This window comes from Sphingomonas sp., assembly GCF_017744835.1.
Lineage (GTDB): Bacteria > Pseudomonadota > Alphaproteobacteria > Sphingomonadales > Sphingomonadaceae > Sphingomonas.
Genome location: NZ_JAGIAM010000002.1, coordinates 262,408 through 274,447 on the forward strand (window position 1 = coordinate 262,408; position 12,040 = coordinate 274,447).

The 12,040-nt window shown below is 67.4% G+C and carries 14 protein-coding genes; 6 read left to right on the forward strand and 8 right to left on the reverse strand.

Annotated elements, in window-relative coordinates:
- Window positions 1-11: 11 nt before the first annotated feature.
- The 3 genes from J7500_RS07230 to pgsA are packed head-to-tail and all read right to left on the reverse strand — an operon-like array spanning window position 12 to window position 1,263.
- Window positions 12-461, reverse strand: coding sequence for a molybdenum cofactor biosynthesis protein MoaE (locus tag J7500_RS07230; RefSeq protein ID WP_294060971.1), 450 nt, complete (start codon window positions 459-461; stop codon window positions 12-14).
- Window positions 458-709, reverse strand: coding sequence for a molybdopterin converting factor subunit 1 (gene moaD, locus J7500_RS07235; protein WP_294060972.1), 252 nt, complete (start codon window positions 707-709; stop codon window positions 458-460). Before moaD ends, J7500_RS07230 begins: the two co-directional genes overlap by 4 nt.
- A complete protein-coding gene (gene pgsA, locus J7500_RS07240; RefSeq protein WP_294060973.1) occupies window positions 709-1,263 on the reverse strand; it encodes a CDP-diacylglycerol--glycerol-3-phosphate 3-phosphatidyltransferase in 555 nt (184 codons plus the stop codon). The genes moaD and pgsA overlap by 1 nt, the downstream gene beginning before the upstream one ends.
- Before the next feature lie 129 nt (window positions 1,264-1,392).
- Between pgsA and J7500_RS07245 the strand changes: the two genes are divergently transcribed.
- On the forward strand, window positions 1,393-2,685 hold the full coding sequence (locus J7500_RS07245) for an MFS transporter (RefSeq protein WP_294060975.1): 1,293 nt from the start codon (window positions 1,393-1,395) through the stop codon (window positions 2,683-2,685).
- Here J7500_RS07245 and J7500_RS07250 read toward each other — a convergent pair.
- Entirely contained in the window at window positions 2,682-2,849 is a 168-nt protein-coding gene (locus J7500_RS07250; protein ID WP_294060976.1) for a hypothetical protein, read from the reverse strand. The two genes, J7500_RS07245 and J7500_RS07250, sit on opposite strands and share 4 nt — an antisense overlap.
- Window positions 2,850-2,989: 140 nt before the next feature.
- Here J7500_RS07250 and J7500_RS07255 point away from each other — a divergent pair, with 140 nt between their 5' ends.
- Complete coding sequence (locus J7500_RS07255) at window positions 2,990-4,567, forward strand: family 43 glycosylhydrolase (protein ID WP_294060977.1); 1,578 nt, start codon at window positions 2,990-2,992, stop codon at window positions 4,565-4,567.
- A 40-nt stretch (window positions 4,568-4,607) separates the two neighbouring features.
- Here J7500_RS07255 and J7500_RS07260 read toward each other — a convergent pair whose 3' ends face one another.
- A complete protein-coding gene (locus J7500_RS07260; RefSeq protein ID WP_294060979.1) occupies window positions 4,608-5,618 on the reverse strand; it encodes a LacI family DNA-binding transcriptional regulator in 1,011 nt (336 codons plus the stop codon).
- 61 nt (window positions 5,619-5,679) lie between these two features.
- On the opposite strand from J7500_RS07260, the gene J7500_RS07265 reads away from it, so the two are divergent.
- The 3 genes from J7500_RS07265 to J7500_RS07275 are packed head-to-tail and all read left to right on the forward strand — an operon-like array spanning window position 5,680 to window position 8,058.
- Window positions 5,680-6,519: a kinase gene (locus tag J7500_RS07265; protein WP_294060980.1), complete on the forward strand. Its 840-nt coding sequence runs from the start codon at window positions 5,680-5,682 to the stop codon at window positions 6,517-6,519.
- Window positions 6,516-7,043: a molybdenum cofactor guanylyltransferase gene (locus tag J7500_RS07270; protein ID WP_294060981.1), complete on the forward strand. Its 528-nt coding sequence runs from the start codon at window positions 6,516-6,518 to the stop codon at window positions 7,041-7,043. Before J7500_RS07265 ends, J7500_RS07270 begins: the two co-directional genes overlap by 4 nt.
- Window positions 7,044-7,083: 40 nt before the next feature.
- A complete protein-coding gene (locus tag J7500_RS07275; RefSeq protein ID WP_294060983.1) occupies window positions 7,084-8,058 on the forward strand; it encodes a quinone oxidoreductase in 975 nt (324 codons plus the stop codon).
- 125 nt (window positions 8,059-8,183) lie between these two features.
- On the opposite strand, the gene J7500_RS07280 is transcribed toward J7500_RS07275, so the two are convergent.
- The 3 genes from J7500_RS07280 to rhmD are packed head-to-tail and all read right to left on the reverse strand — an operon-like array spanning window position 8,184 to window position 11,002.
- The gene (locus J7500_RS07280; RefSeq protein ID WP_294060984.1) at window positions 8,184-8,933 is read right to left on the reverse strand and encodes an SDR family NAD(P)-dependent oxidoreductase; all 750 of its coding nucleotides are present in this window, start codon (window positions 8,931-8,933) and stop codon (window positions 8,184-8,186) included.
- A complete protein-coding gene (locus J7500_RS07285) occupies window positions 8,930-9,787 on the reverse strand; it encodes a fumarylacetoacetate hydrolase family protein (RefSeq protein WP_294060986.1) in 858 nt (285 codons plus the stop codon). The genes J7500_RS07280 and J7500_RS07285 overlap by 4 nt, the downstream gene beginning before the upstream one ends.
- 18 nt (window positions 9,788-9,805) lie before the next feature.
- Window positions 9,806-11,002 carry an L-rhamnonate dehydratase gene (rhmD, locus tag J7500_RS07290; protein WP_294060988.1) on the reverse strand — a complete coding sequence of 399 codons (1,197 nt, stop codon included), beginning with the start codon at window positions 11,000-11,002 and terminating at the stop codon, window positions 9,806-9,808.
- Window positions 11,003-11,206: 204 nt separating this feature from the next.
- Here rhmD and J7500_RS07295 point away from each other — a divergent pair, with 204 nt between their 5' ends.
- Window positions 11,207-12,037: an IclR family transcriptional regulator gene (locus J7500_RS07295; RefSeq protein ID WP_294060989.1), complete on the forward strand. Its 831-nt coding sequence runs from the start codon at window positions 11,207-11,209 to the stop codon at window positions 12,035-12,037.
- Window positions 12,038-12,040 lie beyond the last annotated feature (3 nt).

Below are 12,040 nucleotides of genomic sequence, written 5' to 3' on the forward strand. Positions count from 1 at the left end.
ACCGAAGGGCCCTAGTCGCCGATCCCGCTCCACCGCTGCGCCGCAGCCTCGTCCGAATGCCGCGCCTCGACCCAGCGGGTCGCGCCGCCACGATGCTCGCGCTTCCAGAAAGGCGCGTCGGTCTTGAGCCGGTCGATCAGGAAGGCGCACGCATCGAGCGCCTCGCGGCGGTGGTGTGCGGCGGTGCCGAGGAAGACGATCCGCTCGCCGACCGCCATCGCGCCGACGCGGTGCACGATGGTGACGCCGAGCAGATCCCAGCGCGCCATTGCCGCCTCGGCGAGCGCGACGAGCGAGGCCTCGGTCATGCCGGGATAATGTTCGAGCTCGAGCGCGGTCACGCCGTCGTCGCCACGGACGATGCCGGTGAAGGTCGCCACGCCGCCGGCGCCCCGCGCCTCGAGCGCGGCGACTTCGACCGCGAGCTCGATCGGCGCCGGGTCGACCGAGACGCGGATCATCCGCCCGTCACCGGCGGGAAGATCGCCACTTCGCGCGCGGAGCCGAGTGCGGCGTCGAGCGGCACGAACTGCTGGTCGATCGCGGCACGCAGCCGGGCCGGTTCGCGGAATGCCTCGGCATGGCCGGGGCTGCGCGTCGCGAGCCAATCGATCAGCGCGGCGATGGTCTCCACCCCCGCGGGCGGCTCCACTGTCTCCTGCCCCGTGCCCACTGCCTCGCGCACCCAGGCGAAGTAGAGCAGGTCCATTACGTGTCCATGTGCTTGAGACCGACGCGCAGATAGTCCCAGCCGGTGATGAGGGTGAGCGCCGCCGCGCTCCACAGCGCCGCGAGGCCCGCGATCCAGATCCAGTGCCAGTCGGGCAGCGCGCCGGCGAGGATCAGCGCGCCGAGCGAGACGAGTTGCAGCGCCGTCTTCCACTTGGCGAGGCGCGAGACGGGGAGCGAGACGCGCAGCCCGCCGAGGAACTCGCGCAGGCCCGAGACCGCGATCTCACGCACCAGGATCACCAGCGCGGCGATGATGTGCAGGTCGGCGATGATGCCCTTGCCCACCAGGATCAGGATCACCGCGGCGACCATGATCTTGTCCGCGATCGGATCGAGGAAGATGCCGAGCTTCGAGACGGTGCCCTTCGCGCGCGCCAGATAGCCGTCGAAATAATCGGTGATGCCCATCAGGCAATAGAGACCGAAGGCCACGCCATAGCCCGCCCGCCATTCGGGCCACCAGAGGAAGGCGGCGAGCAGGGGTACGGCCAGAATGCGCGAGAGCGTCAGGATATTGGGCAGCGTCAGCATCTGGGCTCCGCATTAGCACCGCCCGCGAACGAGCGGGAGGGAATTTCCGTTGCCGCTTCAACCCCGCCTCGGCTATGCGGACGCGTCGTTCGGGCGGGTTCGTCCGCCGCATCAGGGGTTTCGCAGGATATGATCGGTGCGCTCGGGCTGATGAAGGAGCGCCGCTTCCTCCCCCTGTTCGTCACGCAGTTCCTCGGCGCGTTCAACGACAATCTGTTCAAGAACGCGATGATCTTCTTCGCGACCTACCAGATCTTCAACTCGGTCGAGCAGGAGACGCAGTTCAGCGCGATCGCGACCGGCATCTTCATTCTTCCCTTCTTCCTCTTCTCCGCGCTCGCCGGCCAGCTGGCCGACACCTATGACAAGGCGCGGATCATGCGGATCATCAAGGCCGCCGAGGTGGCGATCATGCTGGTCGGCGCCGCGGGCATCTTCCTCAAGAGCCTGGAGCTGATGCTGGTCGCGCTGGTCGGCATGGGCGTGCATTCGACGTTCTTCGGGCCAATCAAATACGCAGTGCTGCCGCAGCATCTGCGGCACGAGGAAGTGCTGGGCGGCACGGGCCTGGTCGAGGCTGGCACCTATATCGCGATCCTGTGCGGCACGATCGCCGGCGGCTTGATCAGCCCCAATGTCGCGGCGATCGCAGTGATCTGCGTCGCGTTGGCGGGCTGGCTCTCCTCGCTCAAGATTCCCCCCGCCCCGCCGCTCACCAAGCTCGAGCTCGACTTCAACATCTTCCGCTCGTCCTACCGGCTGATCGCCGCGACGATGCACATCAAGCGGCTCTATCTCGCGATCGTCGCAATCAGCGTGTTCTGGACGATCGCCGCGGTGCTGGGCGTGCTCTTTCCGCCGCTGGTCAAGAACGTCTTCCATGCCCAGAAGGACGTGGCGAGCGTGTTCCTGGCGATCTTCTCGATCGGCATCGCGATCGGATCGGTGGTGATCAACCGGCTGCTCAAGGGCGAGGTCTCGGCGCGCTACGCGGTGGCTTCGGTGCTCGCGATGGCGGTGTTCGTGATCGACTTTCACTTCGCCGCGGTCTTCTGGCCGGTCAACGACGGGCCACTGCTCGATACGCGCGACTTCATCGCCCTGTCGGCCGCGTGGCACGTGCTGTTCGACCTGGGGATGATCGCCGTCACCGGCGGCATGTTCGTCGTGCCGCTCTACGCCTTCCTCACCACCACCGTGGAGAAATCCCAGACCGCGCGGACCGTGGCGGCGAACAACATCGTCAATTCGGGCGCAATGGTCGCCGGCTCGGTCGGCATATTGGGCGTGACGCAGATCCCCGGCGTGAGCGTGGAGGATTCGATTTGGGTCGTGGTGGCGCTGTGCTTCGCCTCCGCCTTCTGCGCCTGGCTGCTGCACAAGGCCGAGCGGGAGCCGCACGGCCCGGACATGCTGCCCTAAAGGATGAAGGTGTAGAAGCAGACGAAGAAGGCGGCGAAGCTCATCGCAAAGAGCTTCACGTCGCTGTCGTCGCGCACCTTCTGCTGGACCGCCGCGGCGCGACGGACATGGGCTCGGATCGGATGGCGGCGGGGAACACCCGCGATCAGGATCGGGCTTTGCATAGCGAAACCGTTAACGTTTCATTTACGATTTAGCCCCCGAAACTGATGGTTAACGGCTGTCCGGCCGTGGGACGCTACCATTTTTACAATGCGCACGTCCGCTGGGTTGAGCGAAACGCGCTTCACGGTAAACCGGTGTCATGAGCATGAACCGACGCACCGCACTCGGCACCGCGCTTGCCGCCGGCCTCCCCCTCACCCCCGCTTCGGCCCAGTCCCGCCCGGCAACGACGTGGCGCCGCGGGTTCGACAACCAGCGCGTGCCCGACCTTGGCGACGGCACTTTCCTCAACCCGCTGGTTGCCGGCGACCATCCCGATCCGAGCATCCTGAAGGACGGGCGCGACTATTATCTGACCTTCTCGACCTTCGATTCCTATCCGGGGCTGGTCATCTGGCATTCGCGCGACCTGGTGAACTGGCGGCCGGTCACCGCCACGCTGCGCCAGAACATCGGATCGGTCTGGGCGCCCGAGCTCTGCAAGCACGGCAGCCGCTATTACATCTACATTCCGGTCAAGGCCTCGCCCAACACCATCCATGTGATCTGGGCGGACAAGATCGAGGGGCCGTGGAGCGATCCGATCGACCTCCAGCTCCCCAACCATATCGACCCCGGCCATGCGGTGGCTGAGGACGGATCGCGCTGGCTGTTCCTTTCGGGCGGCGACCGGGTGCGGCTCTCCGACGACGGCCTGTCACGGATCGGCGAGCCCGAGCACGTCTACGATCCCTGGCATTATCCGAACGATTGGGACGTGGAGGGCTTCTCGCCCGAAGGCCCCAAGGTCATGCGCCACGGCGGCTATTACTACATGATCACTGCGGTCGGCGGCACCGCGGGCCCGCCCACCGGCCATATGGTGATCGCGGCGCGCTCAAAATCGCTCGCCGGCCCATGGGAGAATTGCCCGCACAACCCGCTGGTGCGCACCACCTCGCTCGACGAACGCTGGTGGTCGCGCGGCCATGCGACGCTGGTCGAAGGACCCGATGGGAGCTGGTGGGCGGTCTACCACGGCTATGAGAACGGGTATTGGACGCTCGGTCGCCAGACGCTGCTCGATCCGGTCGAATGGACCGCCGACGGCTGGTTCCGGATGAAGGGCGGCGATCTCTCCAGGCCGATCGCCAAGCCGAAAGGCGGGAGCGCCCAGCCGCACGGCTTCGCACTGTCCGACGATTTCTCCACCCTGGCGCTCGGCAGCAAGTGGAATTTCTTCAAGCCCGCCGCCGACGAGGCAGCCCGCGCCCGCGTCGAGAAGAACACGCTGCTGCTCGACGCGCGCGGCAAAGCGCCGAGCGATTCCGCCCCGCTGCTGCTCGTCGCCGGCGACCAGGCCTATCAGTTCGAATGCGACATCGAGATCGCGCCCGGCGGCACCGCGGGGCTGATCCTCTTCTATGACGAGAAGCTCTATGCCGGGCTCGGCTTCGACGAGAAGCGCTTCGTCACGCACCAGTACGGCATCGAGCGCGGCCGCCCCGCCAACCCGCACGGCCGCTGCATGCGGATGCGGGTGACCAACAACCGGCACATCGTCTCCTTCCACACCAGCGACGACGATGGGAAGACCTGGGCGCGCTTCGACCGGGGGATGGAAGTCTCTGGCTACCACCACAATGTCCGCGGCGGCTTCCTGATGCTGCGGCCGGGGCTCTATTCGGCCGGGGCGGGAACGGCGAAGTTCCGGGATTTCAAGTTCCGGGCGCTCTGAGGCGATCCCAATCCTCCCCCACCGGCAGGATTGTTCTCGGCTACGCCTTCGGCGCCGGCCCCGTGGTCGCGCGGACGATCAGCTCGTGCGCGAGCGTTACCTGCGGCGCTTCGGCATTGCCGGCCAGCATCAGCTCGGCGGCGGCATAGGCGAGTTCGCGGACCGGCTGGCGCATCGTGGTGAGCGGCGGCCAGACCGCCTTGGCAAGGTCCGAATCGTCGAAGCCGACGATCGAGAGCTGATCGGGCACGGCGATGTCCATCTCGTGCGCCACGGCGAGCGCGCCTGCGGCCATGTCGTCGTTGCCGGCGAAGATCGCGGTCGGGCGGTCCTTGCGCTGGAGCAGCTTGCGCGCGCCCTCGACGCCCGAGGCGAAGCTGTAGTCGCCCGCCACCACCAGCTCGGGATCGAAGGCGATGCCATTCGCCTCCAGCTCGGCGCGATGCCCGGCGAGGCGGTCGGAGGAGGAGACGTGGCTCTCGGGGCCCCTGAGGATGCCGATCGAGCGATGGCCGAGGCCGACGAGGTGGCGCGTGATCTCGCGCGCGGCGGCGATGTCGTCCATCGTCGCGGCAAGGCCGGCGCCCTTGCGGATGCCCGGCGCGATCCGGACGTAGGCGATTTCGCGCCGATCGAGCTCGTCGAGCAGGCCGGTCGCCTCGGTCACCGGCGGCGAGAGGATCAGTCCGTCGAGATGCGTCTCGTCGATCAGCGCGAGCACGTTGGAGACCAGATCGGGGGACTGGCTGTCGACCGGCTGGAGCAGCAGCCGGAAGCCCAGCTCGGTGCAGCGCTGCTGCGCGCCGGCCTGGATGTGGTAGACGTAATAGGGGCTGGGATTGTCGTAGAGCAGCGCCACCTGGAACGAGCGCCGCCCCGCGAGCGTGCGCGCGGCATGGCTCGGCCGGAAGTTGAGCTGCGCGACGACTTCCTCGACGCGCTTGCGGGTTTCCTCGCTGACGTGCTTCTCGTTGTTGAGCACGCGTGAGACGGTCTTGAACGAGACCCCCGCGATCCTCGACACTTCCTTGATAGTGGGACGACCCGCCATCGCTTTCCCCTGCCGTGAACGGATGCACGGCCGCGCAGGCATATTTGACAGCGCTATCACGATGCAAGCACCTTGTTTCGCTTCCATCACGCTGCACAAGGACGGGATGCTGCAGGCCGATACCGCCGAAACGATCCTCGCCGCGCTCGACGAGCGGCTGGCGCAGGCTGGTGCCCTTCCGTTCGTGCTCGGGATCGCCGGGGCGCAGGGCAGCGGCAAGTCGACCGTGGCGGCGCAGCTGGCGGAGCGGCTTCGCGCGCGCGGGCTGCGCGCGGCGCTGCTCTCGCTCGACGATCTATACCTGGATGGGGCGCAGCGGGCGGTGCTCGCCGCATCGGTGCATCCGCTGCTGCGCACGCGCGGCGTGCCGGGGACGCATGACGTGGCGCTGGGGCTCGAGGTGATCGGGGCGCTCGGACGCGAAGGGCACACGCTGCTGCCGCGATTCGACAAGGGGCGCGACGAGCCCGGCGAATGGGAAGGCTTCGATGGGCCTGCCGATGTGCTGATCTTCGAGGGCTGGTGCGTCGGCGCGCGGCCGCAGGATGACGCCGAACTGGCAGCGCCGGTCAACGCGCTCGAGCGCGATCGCGACGCCGACGGACGCTGGCGGGGCTTCGTCAACGCGCAGCTCGCCGGGCCCTATGCGGCGCTGTTCGCGCGGATCGACATGCTGGTGTTGCTGGCGGCACCGGGGTTCGAGGTCGTGGCCGACTGGCGGATCGAGCAGGAGCAGGCGCTGCGCCGGCAGGGTGCCGGGGCGATGGACGACGAGCAGGTCCGCGCCTTCGTGCTCCACTATCAGCGGCTGACCGAGCATATGCTCCGCCACGGCGCCGACTGGCCCAATCTTACGATCCGGCTCGACGCCGCGCGGCGCCCTGTGGAGATACTGGCATGAAAACACTCGGCGCCATTCTCGCCGGCGGCAAGGCGCGGCGCTTCGGGTCGGACAAGGCCGAGGCGCTGCTCCACGGGCGGCCGCTGATCGAGCATGCTTTCGAGGCGCTGCGGCCGCATTGCGATGCGCTGGTGATCGTGGGGCGCAGCTCGCCGCTCGCGCCTTCGGTGGAGGATTGGCCCGGCCCGGACATGGGGCCATTGGGCGGCATCGGCGGTGCGCTCGACCATGCGCTGCGTCACGGCTTCGACCTGTTGCTGACCAGCCCGGTCGATTGCGTGCGCCTGCCCGCGGAGCTGCGCGCAATGCTCGATCCCGCCCCCGCCTGCCTCGCCGACCAGCCGGTGATCGGGCTGTGGCCCGCACGCGCCGCCGGTGCGCTCGAAGAGCTGCTGTTCAGCAGCGCGCGCCATTCGGTCTACGGCTTCGCCGAACGGATCGGGGCGAGGATGGTCGAGACCGGCGAGCGCCCGGTCAACATCAACACGCCCGAGGACCTGAAGGGGCTGGAACGCCGCGGCTGACGCACTACTTGCCCTGCACGTTTCACCGCAGGGGAAGATCATGGCACTTATCGCACAAATCACGCGCACCGGCGGACCCGAGGTGATCGAATGGGTCGATCGTGACCTGCCCCCGCCCGGCCCCGGCGAAGTGCGGATGCGCACCACCGCGGCGGGGCTCAACTTCATCGACACCTATCACCGCTCGGGCCTCTATACCGTGCCGCTCCCCAGCGGGCTGGGCATGGAGGCCGCCGGCGTGGTGGAGGCGGTGGGACCAGGCGTCGAGAGCCTTGCGGCCGGCGACCGCGTCGGCACCTGGGCCGCGGGCCTCGGCGCCTATGCGACCGAGCGCAACCTGGCTGCGGCGAGCCTCTATCGCCTGCCCGACGCGATCGACGACGAGACCGCGGCCGCATCGCTGCTCAAGGGCTGCACGGTCGAGTTCCTCGTCGAGCGCTGCGCGCGCGTGCAGCCCGGCTGGACGGTGCTGGTGCATGCCGCGGCGGGCGGCGTGGGGCTGCTGCTCGTGCAATGGCTCAAGCATGTCGGGGCGACGGTGATCGGCACGGTGGGGAGCGACGCCAAGGCCGAGCGCGCACGGACAGCGGGCGCGGACCATGTCCTGCTCTCACGCCAGGACGACATCGCAGCGCGCGTGCGCGAGATCACCGGCGGCGAAGGCGTCTCCGTGTCGTTCGACGGCGTCGGCGCGGCGACCTGGCAGGCCTCGCTCGGCGCCACGCGGCGGCGCGGGCTGATCATCAGCTACGGCAATGCCAGCGGGCCGGTGGAGGGCGTGAAGCTCGCCGAGCTCAACCAGCACGGGTCGCTGTTCGTCACGCGCCCCACGATGCATCATTACTATGCCACGCCCGAGGAGCATGAAGCGGGCTCCGCGCGCGTGTTCGAGCTGCTGACGGCGGGTGTGCTGCGGCCCGAGATCGGCCAGCGATTCGCGCTGGAGGATGTGGCCGAGGCGCATCGCCGGCTCGAAGCGGGCGAGACGCAGGGGTCTACGGTGCTGGTGCCCTAGCGAATATTAGCCCCTCCCCTTCAGGGAAGGGGTTGGGGTGGGGGCTATCGGCAGCTAGGTCGGTCTCGGTGAGACACCTGCCCCACCCCAGACCCCTCCCCTGAAGGGGAGGGGCTTAGGTTAGCCTAGTACGTCGTGCGCCCGCCCGAGGTGTCGAAGGTCGACGCCGTGGTGAAGCTGCACTCTTCGCTCGCCATGAACAGGATCATGGCGGCGCTCTCCTCGGCCTCGCCGAGGCGGCCCATCGGGATCTTCGAGCGCATGTAATCGACCTGGCTCTGCGGGAGCTGGTCGAGGATCGGGCTCTCGAAGGTCGCCGGCGTCAGCCCGTTGACGATCACGCCCTTCCCCGCCAGCTCCTTGCCGAGCGACTTGGTGAGGCCGATCACGCCCGCCTTCGACGCCGAATAGGCCGAGGCGTTGGGATTGCCTTCCTTGCCCGCGACCGACGAGACGTTGACGATGCGGCCATAGCCGTTCGCCAGCATGTGCGGGATCACCGAGCGGCAGCAGTAGAACAGGCCGTTGAGATTGATGTCGACGACGCGCTGCCAGCTGTCGATCGGATATTCATGCACGGGCGCAGTCGCGCCGGTGATGCCAGCCGAGCATACCAAGATGTCGAGCCGCCCGAGCGCCGCCGCGCTTTCGTCCGCGGCGCGCTGGACCGCAGCCGCATCGGCTACGTCGAGCTGCGCGGTGTGAGTCGCGCCCACTTCGGCAGCGGCCTCGGCGAGTGCGTCAGCGTTGACATCCCACAGCGCGACCTTGCCGCCCTCGGCGACCAGCCGCTTGGCGACCGCGCGCCCCAGGCCGGACGCGCCGCCGGTGATGACCGCGGTGCGCCCCGCGAAGCGATCGGCGTAAAGGCTCACCCGAGCACCTCGTCACCCAGGTTGCGCCACGCGACGACCTGCTGCTGCTGCTCGCCCAGCTTGGCGATTCCCAGCCGCATCGTGTCACCGGCCTTGAGGAAGATGGCGTTGGGCTTCTTGCCCTCGCCCACGCCCGGCGGGGTGCCGGTGATCAGCAGGTCGCCCGGGTAGAGAGTGATGTACTGGCTGACGTAGGCGATGATCTGCTTCACGTCGAAGATCATCGTGCGCGTGTTGCCGGTCTGCATCCGCTCGCCGTTGACGTCGAGGAACATGTCGAGGTCCTGCGGGTCGCCGACTTCGTCCGGCGTCACCAGCCAGGGGCCGACCGGACAGAAGGTATCGTGGCCCTTGCCCTTGCTCCACTGCGAGCCGCGCTGCTTCTGGTTGAAGCGCTCGGACACGTCGTTGGCGACCGTGTAGCCGGCGACGTGCGACAGCGCGTCGGCCTCGTCGACGTAGCGCGCGGTCTTGCCGATCACCACGCCCAGCTCGACTTCCCAGTCGCTATGGGTCGAATCCTTGGGGATCATGACCTCGTCGTTCGGGCCGGTCAGGCTCGACAGCGCCTTCATGAACATCACCGGCTCGGTCGGAATCGGCAGGTTCGATTCGATCGCGTGATCCTCATAGTTGAGGCCGATCGCGACGATCTTGCCGATGCCCTTCACCGGCACGCCGTAGCGCACTTCGCCTTCGACCACGGGAAGCGTCTCCGCGTCGATCGCGCCGAGCGATGCGATCGCCGCGACAGTGAGGTCGTCGATCTTGCCGGACAAGTCGCGGATCGCGCCCTGGGCGTCGATCAGGCCGGGCTTTTCCTGTCCGCGGGGGCCGTAACGGCAGAATTTCATATTTGCTCTTCTCTCGGCTCAGTGGGTGTAGGGGCGGTGCATCGGCAGGTCGCGGTTCAATTCGACGCCGAAACCGGGATTGTCGAGGGCGGTGGCCTTCAGGCGCCCGTTCTGGGGCACCGGCTCGCCGATCAGCTGCGGGTAGAACATCGGCACGACCTCGGTCGGGCCAGGATGCATCATCAGGAACTCGGCGAAGGGCGAGTTGTGGCGCGTGATCACGAAATGATAGCTGTAGACCGACGAGCCGTGCGGCACGACCAGCTTGCCGCGCGCATCGGCCAGCGCCGAGATCTTGAGCAGCTCGGTCACGCCGCCGCACCAGCCCACGTCGGGCTGGATGATGTCGCAGCAGTCCATCTCCATGAGCATGCGGAAACCCCAGCGGGTCGCCTCATGCTCGCCGGTGGTGACCAGCAGGCCCTTGGGGGCGTTGCGCTTCAGCTCGGCATAGCCCCAGTAATCGTCGGGGCTGATTGCCTCCTCGATCCACTTGAGGCCGCACTCGTTGTAGGCGCGGTGCGCGAGACGCGTCGCGTAGTCGACGTCAAGCGCCATCCAGCAGTCGTACATCAGCCAGAAGTCGTCGCCGACCTTGCTGCGCATGTCGGCGAGCAGGTCGATGTTCTTCTGCATCCCCTCCAGCCCCTCGGCCGGGCCGTGGTGGAGCGGCAGCTTGCCGCCGATGAAGCCCAGTTCCTTGGCGACGTCGGGGCGTGCGCCGGTAGCGTAGAATTGCAGCTCGTCGCGCACCGCGCCGCCGAGCATCTGATAGACGGGCTCGCCGCGCAGCTTGCCGAGCAGGTCCCACAGCGCAAGGTCGACGCCCGAGATGGCGTTCACCACCAGCCCCTTGCGGCCGTAATACTGGGTCGAGAAGTACATCTGGTCCCAGATCTTCTCATACTCGGTCGGGCTGCGGCCCTCGAGGAAACGGGCGAGGTGCTTCTCGACGATGAACGCCGCGGGCTCGCCGCCGGTGGTCACCGCAAAGCCGATCGTGCCGTCCTCGGCCTCGATCTCCACCACCAGCGTGCCGAGCACGTTGATGCCGAAGCTCTGCCGCGACTGGCGATATTCGGGATATTTGGACATCGGAGTGGCGATGTGATCGTCGATCCAGTGACCACCCCCCTGGTCATGATAGTCGGCGCCGCCACCGCGCACCGTAAAGGCGCGAACTTGCTTGATCCTGGAAAGCCCGGCTGAAGCCACTCTACTCGTCCCCTTCTTCGCGCCCGGTCCCAGATTGCCGGACACCACTTTACAATATGAAAAATGCCAAGCACTCGATACCACCATATGATATCGTTTGCCGACATGGGCTGATGATTGGGATCAACCTGAACCGAGACGTCCAGCCGCCTTCAACCTCTCCGATGCTTTACTTTCTCACTTTATGGGATAGGATGTTACTTGATGAGACGAGACACGTCAAACGCTGATTCAGACGCGGCAGAGGGAAAAGCCGCGCCCAAGGTCCAGGGGAGCCAGACGCTCGTCCGGGGGCTCGACATGCTCGACAAGGTGATCGACGGGCCGGTCAAGCTCGCCGAACTGTCGCAGCGGATGGGGCTCACGCGCTCGACCACCCACCGGCTGGCCAACGCGCTGATCGACCGCGGTTTCCTCACTTATCTGCCGCGCGACGGCTACCAGCTCGGCCCAAAGCTCATCCAGCTGGGCTTCCTCGCGCAGAGCCAGGCCGACATCGTCCAGATCGCGCGCCCGCGCATGGAGGATCTCGCCGCGCGCACCGAGGATACCGTGCACCTCGGCCGCCTCGACGGCGATCTGGCGCTCTACCTCGACAAGATACCGGGTCGTCGCCGCGTCGACATCTCGAGCCGCATCGGCGACCGCCAGCCGCTCACTTCGACCGGTCTCGGCAAGGCGCTGCTGATCGACGCCAGCGAGGGCGAGTGGGAGCGGCTGTTCCGCGCCGACCAGGCGCATGGCGCGCCCAAGGCCGACCGCGAGATCTGGTTCGAGCGGATGCGCGATTATTCCGAGGCGGGCCATGCCTTCGACCTCGAGGAGAATGAGGATCTGATCCGCTGCGTCGCGGCGCCGATCCGCGACGTCTCGGGCAAGATCGTCGCGGCGATCAGCGTCTCGAGCGCGGCGCAATATATGGACGACGGCCGCATGGACGAGCTCAGCGGCGAAGTGCGCGAGACGGCGCAGCGGATCAGCAGCGATCTGGGCTGGAGCCCGGACGTCCGGCCACCCCGGCGCGCGCGGCGATAATAT